This is a genomic window from Vibrio sp. 1151_11 (assembly GCF_029478525.1).
GTDB lineage: Bacteria > Pseudomonadota > Gammaproteobacteria > Enterobacterales > Vibrionaceae > Vibrio > Vibrio anguillarum.
The window spans coordinates 17,437-31,690 of record NZ_SHMN01000004.1 but is presented as its reverse complement, the minus strand read 5'-3'; the positions used below and the strand labels follow the sequence as shown (position 1 = coordinate 31,690).

The following is a 14,254-nucleotide window of genomic DNA, read 5'->3' as shown; positions in this document are numbered from 1 at the left end:
TATTTTTTAAGCACTATTTCTTAAACATGGCAGCGCGCAAATTAGCAATATGACTTTGTCCTTTCGCCATTCGCTCTTCTTGACTTACTGGCTTTTTGCTCTGTTCCCACTCAACATCGTCAAAGGGTAATTCATCCAAAAAGCGACTTTGTGTGGGTTTAAGCAGTTCCCCGTATTGACGACGTTCTTTACACATAGTTAAAGTCAGTTCTCGCTGCGCGCGAGTTATCCCGACATACATCAAACGACGTTCTTCTTCGACGTTGTCCTCATCGATACTGGTTTGATGAGGAAGAATACCCTCTTCAGTGCCAATCAAATAAACGTAAGGAAATTCAAGGCCTTTCGATGCATGCAATGTCATCAACTGAACGGCATCACTCTCATCCTCTTCTTCACTTCGCTCCATCATGTCGCGTAGGGTTAAGCGCTGTACAACTTCTTTGAGTGATTTTTCTTGTTGGTCATAGTTGTCACCTTCAAGGTCGGCCACAATCCAAGAATAGAGATCAGAGACGTTTTTCATACGCATTTCGGCCGCTTTGGGACTGGAAGAGGTTTCATACAGCCAATCTTCATAATGAATATCTCGGACTAACGATCGCACCGCTTCAACGGTATTGCCTCGTTCAGCTTGATCTGAGATAGCCACTAACCATTGCGTAAACTGACGCAAGTTGTCGAGCCCTCTTCCAGACAAATGATGCTCTAAGCCAAGTTCAAAACTGGCCGAAAACAAGCTTTTGCCACGCATATTGGCGTAACTACCCAATTTCTCTAACGTGACTGGGCCAATTTCTCGTTTTGGCGTGTTCACAATGCGTAAAAAAGCATTGTCATCGTCAGGATTCACCAACACTTTGAGGTAAGCCATGATGTCTTTAATTTCGGCTCTGGCAAAAAATGACGTTCCACCGGATAACTTATAAGGCACGCGGTTTTGCAGCAGCGATTTTTCAATTAAGCGTGACTGATGATTACCGCGGTACAATATCGCGTAATCACGATATTCGGTGCGATTGAGAAATTTATGCGCAATCAGTTCACCAGTGACCCGCTCCGCTTCATGATCTTCATTTTTCGCTAGCAAAACTTTGAGTTTTTCACCCTCAGGGATCTCAGAAAAAAGCGTTTTCTCATACACGTGTGGGTTGTTAGCAATCAGAATATTGGCCGCTCTCAAAATACGGCTGGTTGAACGGTAGTTCTGCTCAAGCTTAATCAGTTTAAGATTTGGGTAATCTTGCCCCAGCAACACGAGGTTTTGCGGTTTCGCCCCTCGCCAAGAATAGATGGATTGATCATCATCACCCACCACGGTTAAACGGCCACGTTCTCCAACCAACAATTTCACTAACTCGTATTGACTGGTATTGGTATCTTGATATTCATCCACCAGCAAGTAGCGAATGCGGTTTTGCCAACGCTGACGAACTTCGGCGTTGTTTTGCAATAACAGCACCGGCATTAAAATAAGATCATCAAAATCGAGCGCGTTATACGCTTTCATTTGCTTTTGATAAAGATCGAAGCAGTAAGCGAACAGCTGTTGTTGTTCACCTTGAGCAAAACCTTTCGCTTGCTCTGGCGTCAACATGTCGTTCTTCCAGTTGGAGATGGTGCTGAGCAATTGGCGCAGCAGATCTTTATCGCCCTCGAGCTGTTTCTCTGTCAACTCTTTGAGCAGCGCAAGCTGGTCTTGGTCGTCAAACAGAGAGAACCCCGCTTTCAAGCCCAAAAATTTATATTCCCGACGGATAATATTGAGGCCTAAAGTATGAAATGTGGAAACGAGCAGCCCTTTTGACTCAGCTTTTCCAAGCGTTTGTGCTACCCGCGCCTTCATTTCTCGAGCGGCTTTGTTAGTAAATGTAACGGCAGCAATGTTGCGCGCTTTATAATCACACTGTTGAACCAAGTAAGCGATCTTGTTGGTAATTACGCGCGTTTTACCCGAGCCAGCCCCCGCCAATACTAGACATGGGCCCGATACATATTTGACGGCTTCGTCTTGTCTTGGATTCAGCTTCATGAGGTACTCGTATCACTTTTATTTGGGCCGTCTATGATAATGCCGCGCTTTACTGATTACTACGTCATTCACCATAAGATTTTTGTCATTTTACTACACTAGTGTATTGCATAAGGGGCTATAGTTTGGTCTATAATGAATGAACGTTCATTCACTGTGGGATGTCAGCATGTCTAACTGTATTCACGTGGATAAGTACCAGCAGATATTGGTGGCCGCTGAAAAGCTGATCGCTGAATCTGGATTTCAAGGCTTATCGATGCACAAATTAGCCAAAGAAGCCGGTGTCGCAACGGGAACAATTTACCGTTACTTTGATGACAAAGATCATCTTCTCGTGACAGTTCGCTTACACGTTTGTCAGCACATTGCTGACGCGGTGCAAGCCAATATTGATGATGAGATGCCTTTGAAAGAACGCTTTAAAATGATGTGGCTTAATATCTGGGAATTAGCACAATCAAGCAGTGCAACACTCAGCAACCGAGTTCAATATGAATCATTGCCAACAACAATCAGTTGCAATGTTAAGGAACTTGAGCGAAAAATGTTTGCCAAAGTGGATTTACTATTTGATCAAGGTAAAGAGCAGGGATTATTCAAGCCGTTGGATAACCAGATTTTGTCTGCTTTAAGCTTCGAAACAACGGTCGCCCTTGCCCGTAAAAAAGCGATGGAATGTTATCAACTGGATGACAGCGCACTCAGTGCTGTGATTGACGCCAGTTGGGATGCAATTACTCAACACTAACTTGGAGTTCTGACTAGAATGAAAAAGTGGACATTCTTTATGTTACTTATCGCCTTCCTACTGTTTGGTAGCGTGATAGGTTTTAATCTGTTTAAACAACAAAAAATTGCCGAATTCATGGCCAACCGTCCTGAACCTGAATTTCCAGTGACAGTGACTGATGTAACTCCTGTTGATTGGATCCCAGTGATTGAAGCGATTGGTTTTATTGAACCCAATCAAGGCGTGACACTGACATCTGAAACCAGCGGCGTGATCGATAAGATTTCATTTGAATCAGGGACACAAGTTGAGGAAGACCAACCTTTAGTTTTACTTGATTCTGCGGTTGAGAAAGCTAATTTAAAAAGCTCACAAGCTCGCCTACCTGCTGCAAAAGCGAAATACGAACGCTATAAAGGTCTATTCGCTAAAGGGTCGATTTCAAAAGAAGCTTATGATGAAGCCGAAGCAAACTACTACTCTTTGTCTGCAGATATTGAAAGTTTAAAAGCTTCCATTGATCGTCGTGAAATCAAAGCTCCCTTTGCTGGTGTGGTGGGTATCCGTAATGTGTATTTAGGCCAATACCTACAGCCAGGCACCGATATTGTTCGCTTGGAAGATACCAGTGTAATGCGTCTGCGCTTTACCGTTCCACAAACGGATATTTCACGTATTTCATTAGGCCAGCAAGTAGATATTTTTATCGATGCTTATCCTAATGCAGCGTTTACAGGATCCATTACTGCGATTGAGCCTGCCGTTAGCGTTCAAAGTGGTTTAATCCAAGTGCAAGCCGATATTCCAAATAGTGACGGTAAACTACGCAGCGGTATGTTTGCTCGTGCCAACATCATCCTGCCGAAATTAGAAAACCAAGTCACGCTTCCTCAAACCGCCATTACCTTCACCCTGTATGGTGATAATGTTTACGTGTTGAAAGAAGAAGATGGCGTTAAACGAGTAGAGCAGCGCGTTGTAAAAGTAGGTGAACGCAAAGGTGCTGTGGCGCATATTTTAGAGGGTGTACAAGATGGAGACATCGTGGTCACTTCAGGTCAAGTGCGCTTAAGTAACCATTCGAAAGTTCGGGTAGTCGAAAGTAATGCGACTACACCACCTGCTGAAACACCGATGCTGTAATTGGAGGAATCATGCGTTTTACTGATGTTTTTATAAAACGTCCAGTGCTCGCGGTATCGATCAGCTTTTTGATAGCTCTGCTTGGTTTTCAAGCTATTTTCAAAATGCAGGTTCGTGAATACCCTGAAATGACGAATACCGTTGTTACAGTGAGTACAGGCTATTACGGTGCAAGTGCCGACTTAATCCAAGGTTTTATCACTCAACCTTTGGAACAAGCAGTCGCACAAGCCGACAACATTGATTATATGACTTCTTCTTCGGTATTGGGTAAATCAACGATTACCGTAACGATGAAGCTCAATACCGATCCCAACGCTGCACTTTCAGATGTGTTAGCAAAAACGAACTCGGTACGCTCACAGCTTCCTAAAGAGGCCGAAGATCCGACGGTAACTATGTCTACCGGCTCAACCACCGCGGTGCTGTATATTGGTTTCACTAGTGATGAACTTAGTTCAAGCCAAATTACTGACTATCTTGAGCGTGTATTTAACCCTCAAATATTCACCGTCAACGGCGTCTCTAAGATTGACTTGTATGGTGGCATGAAATACGCCCTTCGCATTTGGCTTGATCCAGCAAAAATGGCAGGACTACAGCTCACTGCGGGCGATGTGATGAACGTGCTGAATGCCAACAACTATCAATCAGCAACAGGACAAGCCACTGGCGAATTCGTGCTGTATAACGGTAGTGCCGATACGCAAGTGTCAAATGTCGATGAGCTGAAAAACCTGGTGGTTAAAACGGGCGACGGCAATGTTATTCGCCTAGGTGATATTGCAAACGTCACGCTAGAAAAAAGCCATGATGTTTACCGCGCAAGTGCAAACGGCCGAGAAGCGGTTGTAGCAGCCATCAACGCAGCACCTAGCGCAAACCCAATCAACATTGCTCAAGATGTGCTGGATCTGTTACCGCAGTTAAAGCGTAATCTACCAAGTAACATCGAAATGAACGTGATGTATGACTCCACGGTGGCGATCAATGAATCGATCCACGAGGTCATAAAAACCATCGCTGAAGCCGCCTTGATCGTACTTGTCGTCATTACTCTATTCCTAGGCTCCTTACGTGCCGTTATCATCCCGATTGTTACCATTCCACTATCCTTAGTTGGTGTTGCTATGGTAATGCAGGGAATGGGCTTCTCATGGAACTTGATGACACTGCTAGCGATGGTACTGGCTATCGGCCTTGTGGTGGATGATGCAATCGTTGTACTAGAAAACGTTGACCGCCACATTAAGCTGGGTGAATCACCATTTCGTGCCGCGATTATTGGTACTCGTGAAATCGCCGTTCCGGTAATTGCGATGACGCTGACACTGGGCGCCGTTTATGCACCGATAGCGATGATGGGTGGCATAACAGGCTCACTCTTTAAAGAGTTTGCACTCACACTGGCTGGTGCTGTATTTGTTTCAGGTATTGTTGCACTGACACTTTCACCCATGATGTGTTCTAAAATGCTTAAAGCGCACGAAGAGCCCAACAAGTTTGAACAAAAAGTGCATGGATTACTTGATTCAATGAGTAACCGCTACGCGAAATTACTCGAGAAAGTAATGCAGCGCCGTCCTGTCGTGATTGCCTTTGCGGTGATCGTGTTTGCCAGCCTGCCTATGCTGTTCAAATTCATTCCAAGTGAGCTTGCCCCTTCTGAAGATAAAGGCGTGGTCATGTTAATTGGTACGGGTTCTTCGAATGCGAACTTGGACTATTTACAAAACACCATGAATGACGTGAATACGATTCTGTCTGAACAGCCAGAAGTTCAGTTTGCTCAAGTCTTTACCGGTGTTCCAAGCTCCAACCAAGCGTTTGGTATTGCCTCTATGGTGCCTTGGAGTGAACGCCAGGCAAGCCAAGCTGAGGTTGCCACTCGAGTCGGCACCTTAGTGCAAGATATTCCAGGCATGGCCGTGACGGCCTTCCAAATGCCTGAACTTCCCGGCGCAGGCTCTGGATTGCCAATTCAATTTGTCATCACTACACCCAATAGCTTTGAAAGTTTGTTTGCTATTGCCACTGAAGTGCTAACAGAAGTGAAAGCAAGCCCGATGTTTGTGTACTCCGATTTAGACCTCAATTACGATTCTGCGACGATGAAAATCAATATCGACAAAGATAAAGCTGGGGTTTATGGCATCACGATGAAGGATATTGGCACGACATTAGGGACCATGATGGCGGATGGCTATGTCAACCGCATCGATCTCAATGGCCGCTCTTATGAAGTGATCCCGCAGGTTGAACGTAAATATCGCCTCAACCCTGAATCGATGAATCACTACTTTGTGCGTGCCGTTGACGGAAAAATGATCCCATTAGGAAGCCTAATTACCATTGATGTGATTGCAGAGCCGCGCTCACTGCCGCACTTTAACCAGCTAAACTCGGCAACCGTCGGAAGTGTACCGGGCCCAGGAGTTGCAATGGGTGATGCGATTACGTGGTTTGAGGATGTTGCCGCGACTAAACTGCCCGCTGGCTACAACCACGATTATATGGGTGAAGCGCGTCAATACGTGACTGAGGGAAGTGCACTCTACGCGACCTTTGGTTTGGCACTCGCCATCATCTTCTTGGTACTGGCGATTCAATTTGAGTCGTTAAAAGATCCATTGGTTATCATGGTATCTGTTCCTCTCGCCATTTGCGGAGCATTAATTGCACTAGCTTGGGGCGCAGCAACCATGAACATCTACTCGCAAGTAGGGTTGATTACACTGGTTGGTCTTATCACCAAGCACGGTATTCTTATTTGTGAAGTGGCGAAAGAAGAGCAGCTACACCATAACAAATCTCGCATCGAAGCGGTGATGGAGGCAGCCAAAGTGCGTCTTCGCCCAATTCTAATGACGACAGCAGCGATGATTGCAGGTTTGATCCCGTTGATGTACGCAACGGGTGCAGGTGCAGCTCAGCGCTTTAGTATTGGTATTGTGATTGTGGCAGGTCTTGCGATTGGTACACTATTTACGCTATTCGTACTGCCTGTAATTTACAGCTATCTAGCCGAAAAACATAAGCCACTGCCTGTGTTTGTTGAGGATAAAGACCTCGAAAAGCTAGCCAGAGTTGACGAGGCCAAAGCAGCACAACGCCGACTCGCTGAAAATAAATAACACAATATAATTAAGACTGCTTCAAAAAAGGCCACCTCAGTGGCCTTTTTCTTACCTTGAATAACGACATTCTCAGCTCAATTGCTTAGAATGGAAACAAACTGACAGGAGTGTAAGCCGCTATGTTTGACCCTAAAAAACTTGAGCAAATTGCCAAACAAATTCACGATTCAATGCCTCAACCCGTAAAAGATTTGGGTGCCGACGTTGATCAAAAAATCCGCCAAGTGATCCAAGGCCAATTAAATAAATTGGACGTGGTAAGCCGTGAAGAATTTGATGTACAGACTCAAGTATTGATGCGTACTCGCCAAAAGCTCACTGAAATGGAGCAAAAATTGGCCGAGCTAGAAGCGAAAATCACCGCCAAATAATATTGCCCGGTTGAGATAAAAATTTCCCAATAAAAAAGGCTTGGTCAACGGCGACCAAGCCTTTTGTTTTATATTGTGTTTGCTTTTGTATTTATTCTCTCCAGTCAGTCTGGAGCTTTACATCATCATTCTCGTCATTGAAAAGGGGCGAACTCTCGACCCCTTCTTAACCACCGGAAGGTGAATTAGCCTTTAGCCACCGACAGCAATGCGTTTCATATCTGTCATGTAACCGCGCAACTCTTCACCGATGTACTCAACCGGATGGTTGCGAAGAATTTCGTTAACTTCAATCAAGGTCGCGTTATCAACGAAATTCGAGCTTTCACCAAGGCCTTTACCAATCACATCAGTAGATACTTTTGGCATGAACTTTTCGCGCAGTAACGGTGTTGCGACATTGGCAAACAGGTAATTACCATACTCTGCCGTATCAGAAATAACCACGTTCATTTCATACAAACGCTTACGTGCTACTGTGTTGGCAATCAGTGGCAGCTCATGCAGGGATTCATAGTAAGCTGACTCTTCAACAATACCGGAAGCCGTCATAGCTTCAAATGCCAGCTCAACCCCAGCGCGAACCATGGCAATCATCAAAATACCTTTGTCGAAGTACTCTTGCTCAGTGATCTGTACATCAGACTGTGGGTAGTTTTCAAACGCAGTTTCACCGGTTTCAGCACGCCAACCCAGTAAATCAGCATCATCGTTAGCCCAGTCAGCCATCATAGTGCTAGAGAAATGACCAGAAATAATGTCATCCATATGTTTGTTGTACAGTGGGCGCATCAAGTCTTTAAGCTCTTCAGACAGCTCAAACGCTTTGATTTTTGCTGGGTTTGATAGGCGATCCATCATGTGAGTGATGCCACCAAATTTCAGCGCTTCGGTTACCGTTTCCCAACCGTATTGCAGCAGTTTACCTGCGTAACCTGGGTCAATACCTTCTGCTACCATCTTCTCATAGCACACAATCGAACCCGCTTGTAGCATGCCACACAAGATGGTTTGCTCGCCCATAAGGTCCGATTTTACTTCGGCAACGAAAGAGGATTCCAAACAGCCAGCACGATGACCGCCCGTTCCGGCCGCCCAAGCTTTTGCGATATCCCAACCTTCACCTTGGGGGTCATTTTCTGGGTGAACGGCAAGCAAAGTCGGCACGCCGAAACCACGCTTATACTCTTCACGCACTTCGGTTCCCGGGCACTTAGGCGCCACCATCACAACCGTGATGTCTTTACGGATCTGCATCCCCTCTTCAACCACGTTGAAGCCGTGAGAATACCCCAATGCTGCACCTTTTTTCATCAGCGGCATGATGGTTTCGACAACATTGCTGTGCTGTTTATCTGGCGTTAGGTTAATGACCAAGTCTGCTTGAGGGATGAGCGTTTCATAGCTACCCACTTCAAAACCGTTCTCTTTAGCATTTTTATAGGACTGACGCTGTTCGTCGATCGCCGCTTGACGCAATGCATAAGAGACATCAAGGCCAGAGTCTCGTAAATTTAGACCTTGGTTTAAACCTTGTGCACCACAACCGACAATCACCACTTTCTTACCTTTGAGGTACTCGGCTTCGCTTTCAAACTCAGAGCGATCCATAAAGCGGCAACGACCAAGTTGGTCAAGTTGTTGGCGTAGATTTAGGGTATTGAAATAGTTAGCCATGTTAGCGCTCTCCTTTAAAGATTCTTTCCATCAGGTCGGTTTCTAGAACCGAATAAACTGATACTAAAGCAGACATCAAGTTGCTTAAAGTGATATATTCACAATTAGTTATTGCAATTTATGCAACGTGATGTGATTAACTTATGAACATTAAAAACCTGCAGATGTTTATCCATCTGTGTGAGAGTAAAAACTTCAGTAAGACCGCCGCCGCGATGCACATCAGCCCATCCGCGCTCAGCCGGCAGATCCAGAAGCTGGAAGAAGAAACTAGCCAAAGCTTATTTGTGCGTGATAATCGTAGCGTTGAGCTAACGCCAGCAGGCAGTAAACTGGTTCCTGTTGCACTCAAAATCATTACAGAGTGGCAGCAATATAACGTACAAATGAAAAACCAAAACAGCGTATTACAAGGGGAAATTCGCTTGTTTTGCTCAGTCACCGCCAGCTACAGCCACCTGCCTCAGTTACTGTCCGATTTTCGAGTTCGCCATCCGTATATTGAGTTCAAACTCTTGACTGGCGATCCTGCTCAAGCGATTGATAAGATTTTGAATGATGAAGCGGATATTGCCATTTCAGCCATGCCCGAACAGCTACCAGCTCGCGTTGAATTTGAAACGATTGGTGAAATACCCTTATCGGTGATCGCGCCGCTCGGGATCAGTAGCTTTATCGAACAACTGCAAAATGACACACCCGATTGGTCAGTTGTCCCTTTTATTGTTCCTGAAGCGGGAACGGCAAGAGATAGAGCCAATGCATGGTTTAAAAAAATGAAGATCAAACCCAATATTTACGCGCAGAGCTCAGGGCATGAAGCGATTGTCAGCATGGTCGCGCTTGGTTGCGGTATCGGCATTGCGCCGGATGTAGTGATCAACAATAGCCCGGTGAGAGATAAGATCCAGCGCCTTAAATTAGCACCCGTAAAACCATTTCAGCTCGGTGTGTGCTGCAAACGCTCGCAGCTTGATAACCCATTAATCAAAGCATTGTGGGATGTTGCAGCGAATAAATACCTTACGCCATAACTCATCCTTCTCTTTTCAAAGAAAAAGCCACTGACGAGCAGTGGCTTTATGATTCATGGTAAGGGCGTTAAATTACCCGCGAAAATTGTTGCTGACGAGCACGAACACGCAAGTATTTATCAAAGCACATGCAGATGTTGCGGATCAACAACCGCCCGCGCAAAGTAACGCGGATCTCTTTTTCATCGACTTCCACTAACTCATCATCAATAAAAGTTTGTAGTAACTCAAGATCTTGCTTGAAGTAGTGATCAAACGTCACGTTAAACTGTGCTTCAATTTGGCTTTTATCCAGTTTGAAATTGCAGATAAGCTGCTTGATCACTTCGCGACGAAGTAAGTCATCACTATCCAGTGCCACCCCTTTCCAGAGTGCATGACGTAACTCATTAACTTGCTCATAGTATTTTTTCAGCTCTTTTTGGTTCTGCGCATACGCATCCCCAATCATTGAAATGGCTGAGACACCAAAGCCAACTAAGTCGCAGTTACCTTGCGTGGTATAACCTTGAAAGTTGCGATGTAAAATGCCTTCACGCTGCGCGACGGCCAACTCATCATTGGGCAGTGCAAAATGGTCCATGCCAATGAACTGATAACCAGCACCCGTTAAGGTCGCGATCGTGTCTTGTAATATGGCCAGTTTTTCTTCCGCCGTAGGTAGATCTTCATCTTTAATCTTACGCTGCGCAGCGAACAGCTGCGGCATGTGCGCGTAGTTAAATACCGACAATCGACCCGGCTTCATCTCCAACACTTGCGCTAATGTTTTAGCAAAAGAGCCTTTAGTCTGCTTAGGCAAGCCGTATATGAGATCAAGGTTGGTTGAGCGAAAACCCAGTTGTTTAGCTCGTTCCGCCATAGCAAAAATAAAGGTTTCATCTTGCTCGCGGTTCACCAGCTTTTGCACTTCTTTGTTGAAATCTTGTACGCCGATGCTCAGGCGGTTAAATCCTTCGCTGCGCAGGTGATTAAGCATCTCTAACTCGATTTCACGCGGATCAACTTCAATACTGATTTCTGCGTCATTTTCAAAGCGGAACTCACCACGCAAAATGGCCATTAAACGGCTAATTTGCAATTGAGTTAAAAAGGTTGGTGTGCCACCACCGAAATGCAGTTGTGTGACTCTACGGCCATGCAGCAAAGAGGCTCGTTGGCGAATCTCATGTTCGAGCACATCTAAATAGTCGTCAGCTTTATGCGAATGACGGGTAATCACCTTATTACAACCACAGTAGTAACAAAGTTTGTGACAAAACGGGATATGAATATAAAGCGAAAGTGGCCTGTCAGGGTATTGGGCACACGCCATATCATAATCGGCAATAGTAAATGCTTCATGGAATTCAAGTGCTGTAGGATAAGAGGTATAACGCGGGCCTGAATAGTTATACTTATCTAAAACAGCTTGATCCCATACGATCTGTTGGCTGGGTACGACTTGCGAAGACATGCTGTGCTTTCCGTTCGAAACTTTGACGGGCTATTTTGCCACATGACAATGATGGACGTCGGGTGACAAAACGAAATTTGTGTATAAATGTTCTAAACTGCTAACGCGATCACTCACTCGAAAGAGGCAGTCGAGCCATTACATCATTTGAATCGGAATTTGACTATTCAAAGGGGCAATGCGTTTTTGCAGAACTTTTAACTCTTCAACAATCGCATCCATTAAACGGGCCTCCGCCTTTTGGCGCACTAAGTTATGCTTCATTCGCTCTTGTTTAGCGAGTTGGCTGCGCTCTTCGCCACGCGGCATATCCTTCACTATATAATAAAGTTCGGAAATAGCGGGATACGAACTATCAAAGTCGATTCTCTGTTCGCCTTGAACATAATCCATAATGCAGTAGACACGGATGCTGATCTCGGAGAGATCACATTGGCCTTGAATCCCAGCCATGCAAAGCGTATTTACGCTATCAAAAATATTTGCATTGCGTTTTTCAATGGCCAATGTTTGATGTTGAAGCTGCAAATCCTTTTGCTTTTTCAGTTGCAGCAGAAGGTAACCAGCGTAAGACGCTAAGCCGAGAATAATGATTCCACCAGCAATGGCTAACAAGGTTACATTCATGGCACTTTCTATCCTTTTAAATCATTTAGGTCGAAGCCTTCAAAATCTGATAATAAATCATCATCTGAACGTGATTTTTTGGCACTATCGCCAGTCACGATTGGCTCGAAAACATCTTCTTGCTCTTCAGCATACAGACCAAGTTGCCTCATCAGTGCTTCAATACGCTCGAGTTTCTCATCAACGTATTTTTGCAAGCCGGCACCTAGGTTTTCGCCATTATCAATACGATCGAGCAACACGTTCAATTGCGCATCATTTTCCAGCATTTCGAGCTCTTGCTCAGCCGACAAACGACGCTCTTGCTTGGTCATTTTCTTCGCTGGCTCAACCACCAGAGGAATTTTTTTCTTGCTGCCTAAACGTGGATCGCGCGCTTTAGCGGCTTCTCGCTGCTGCTGATCTGAACCATCGGAATGGCGGCTACCCGCTTTCAGACCTTTCTGTTTTTTAACTCGCTTACGCAAACGGCCTTCAACATCTGCCTCACTGCGATTACGAGTGACAATCACGTCGCCTTCACCGGCTGAACCCGGCTTTCTCGATTTTTTACTACGGCTCATTACTGGGGTTTCCTCAGTAAAATTACATCATTACCAATAAATTCAAGTTCAAGCTCATCCCGCTTGGCCAAGTACTGGAAGGTTTCACGACTAAAAAAGATCACATGTGTGAGATCATTTTTGTAGTGCCACCCAGCAAACGCCTCCACGTCTTTGACTAGTTTGGTCATTAACCCAATCCAGCCTCCTGGCTTAACTAAATTTAACCATTGCTGCCAAACTTGGTGCGGCTTATGTAAATGCTCAATCACTTCAGTGGCAGTCATAAAATCATAGGTCGCCTGCAACACCTTTTCATCTGGATGAAAAAAGATATCGTATAACGACATTGTGTGCCCAGCCTCTTCCAACATAATGGATAAGGTTGGCCCCGGCCCACAACCAAAATCTAACCCGTTAGATGCCGGAGAAAGCCTCTCCAACATCGGCGCACAAACGCGTGACAAAAACTGGCGATAACCCCTATCCTGCGGGTTATTTTCATGCAAATCATAAAATGCTTTTTCCGCTTTTTCGTCAAGACGATGTTCAGGGCTAACAAACACAAGTGCACAGTGTTGGCACTGCAGATAAGGGCGAACTTTATCGGCAAAATAAGGAACTATTTGTTCACTAAAACATAATGGGCAAATGTGCATGTAACATCCTCAAACAGGGATGCGCAACATACCAGAAAGTGGCATTAGAGTGGAGAGTCAGCGCGTATTTTTTCACCAGCTAGGCAAAAAAAAGATAAAAAAAGCGATAGGTAAGCCGATCATTGAGCAAAAAATTACGTTTTCTTCAGCACAAAAGAAAACGCCCTAGCTCAGTGCTAAGGCGTTTTCAAACAACAGTGCTCGAACGGTGTAGAGTTTAGTGAAGGCCGCCAACGTATTTAGAAAGTATTTCGATGTCAGTGTCGCTGAGCTTTTTCGCGACATCACGCATCATGGCATTCATATCATTATTACGAGCGTCATCGCGGAATTTTTGCAGTTGAGCTTTGATGTAGTCAGCATGCTGACCAGAAATTTTAGGGAAACCTGAAAGCTCAGTACCATTACCACGTGGACCATGACACGCAATACAAGCGGTTAAACCACGCTCTGCATCACCTGCGCTATAAAGTGCTTTTCCTTTCACTGCAACGTCTTCAGGCGTTGAGTTCGCTGAAATAGTTTGTGATGCAAAATACGCTGCAAGATCAGCTATATCTTCGTCGCTAAGAGGCATCGCCATGGCACTCATTACGGGATCGTAACGACCTTGTTTGCCACCGCTTGTCATTCCCAGCTTGAGATCATGCAATTGCTTCTCTATGTATTTCTCATGCTGACCAGCAATTTTAGGATAGATTGTAAGTAGACTATTGCCATCAGCACTGTGACAGGCAACACACGTTTGGGATTTTGCTTTACCAGCTTCAATGCTGCCTTGGGCCCACACTGAGCAGCTGGCTAAAAGACTCAAGATTAGCGCTAATTTCTTCATGACATTCC

12 protein-coding genes are annotated in these 14,254 nt (G+C 45.1%); 5 read left to right on the top strand and 7 right to left on the bottom strand.

Features of this window, described 5'->3' with window-relative positions:
* Positions 1-13: 13 nt before the first annotated feature.
* Positions 14-2,032 (bottom strand): DNA helicase Rep, encoded by a 2,019-nt coding sequence (gene rep, locus EXZ60_RS04485; RefSeq protein ID WP_277435350.1) that lies wholly within the window; start codon positions 2,030-2,032, stop codon positions 14-16.
* Positions 2,033-2,201: 169 nt separating this feature from the next.
* Between rep and EXZ60_RS04480 the strand changes: the two genes are divergently transcribed.
* From EXZ60_RS04480 to EXZ60_RS04465, 4 genes are all read left to right on the top strand, one after another.
* Positions 2,202-2,783 carry a TetR/AcrR family transcriptional regulator gene (locus tag EXZ60_RS04480; RefSeq protein ID WP_026028267.1) on the top strand — a complete coding sequence of 194 codons (582 nt, stop codon included), beginning with the start codon at positions 2,202-2,204 and terminating at the stop codon, positions 2,781-2,783.
* 18 nt (positions 2,784-2,801) lie between these two features.
* Positions 2,802-3,908: an efflux RND transporter periplasmic adaptor subunit gene (locus EXZ60_RS04475; RefSeq protein WP_017042454.1), complete on the top strand. Its 1,107-nt coding sequence runs from the start codon at positions 2,802-2,804 to the stop codon at positions 3,906-3,908.
* A gap of 11 nt (positions 3,909-3,919) precedes the next feature.
* Positions 3,920-7,042 (top strand): multidrug efflux RND transporter permease subunit, encoded by a 3,123-nt coding sequence (locus EXZ60_RS04470; protein ID WP_013855651.1) that lies wholly within the window; start codon positions 3,920-3,922, stop codon positions 7,040-7,042.
* 122 nt (positions 7,043-7,164) lie between these two features.
* Complete coding sequence (locus EXZ60_RS04465; protein WP_010319855.1) at positions 7,165-7,416, top strand: accessory factor UbiK family protein; 252 nt, start codon at positions 7,165-7,167, stop codon at positions 7,414-7,416.
* Positions 7,417-7,608: 192 nt separating this feature from the next.
* Here the strand turns inward: EXZ60_RS04465 and ilvC are convergent, their stop codons facing one another.
* Positions 7,609-9,093, bottom strand: coding sequence for a ketol-acid reductoisomerase (gene ilvC / locus EXZ60_RS04460; RefSeq protein WP_013855650.1), 1,485 nt, complete (start codon positions 9,091-9,093; stop codon positions 7,609-7,611).
* A gap of 143 nt (positions 9,094-9,236) precedes the next feature.
* Here ilvC and ilvY point away from each other — a divergent pair, with 143 nt between their 5' ends.
* Entirely contained in the window at positions 9,237-10,127 is an 891-nt protein-coding gene (ilvY, locus tag EXZ60_RS04455; RefSeq protein ID WP_013855649.1) for an HTH-type transcriptional activator IlvY, read from the top strand.
* Between the two features lie 67 nt (positions 10,128-10,194).
* On the opposite strand, the gene hemN is transcribed toward ilvY, so the two are convergent.
* The 5 genes from hemN to EXZ60_RS04430 form a co-directional block, all read right to left on the bottom strand.
* A complete protein-coding gene (gene hemN, locus EXZ60_RS04450; RefSeq protein WP_277435349.1) occupies positions 10,195-11,583 on the bottom strand; it encodes an oxygen-independent coproporphyrinogen III oxidase in 1,389 nt (462 codons plus the stop codon).
* 138 nt (positions 11,584-11,721) lie between these two features.
* Complete coding sequence (locus EXZ60_RS04445; RefSeq protein WP_013855647.1) at positions 11,722-12,210, bottom strand: DUF2489 domain-containing protein; 489 nt, start codon at positions 12,208-12,210, stop codon at positions 11,722-11,724.
* 8 nt (positions 12,211-12,218) lie between these two features.
* Positions 12,219-12,773, bottom strand: a complete 555-nt coding sequence (yihI, locus tag EXZ60_RS04440) for a Der GTPase-activating protein YihI (protein ID WP_277435348.1) — start codon at positions 12,771-12,773, stop codon at positions 12,219-12,221.
* On the bottom strand, positions 12,773-13,411 hold the full coding sequence (locus EXZ60_RS04435) for a class I SAM-dependent methyltransferase (RefSeq protein ID WP_013855645.1): 639 nt from the start codon (positions 13,409-13,411) through the stop codon (positions 12,773-12,775). Before EXZ60_RS04435 ends, yihI begins: the two co-directional genes overlap by 1 nt.
* Before the next feature lie 217 nt (positions 13,412-13,628).
* Entirely contained in the window at positions 13,629-14,246 is a 618-nt protein-coding gene (locus EXZ60_RS04430) for a c-type cytochrome (protein ID WP_013855644.1), read from the bottom strand.
* Between the last annotated feature and the right edge of the window lie 8 nt (positions 14,247-14,254).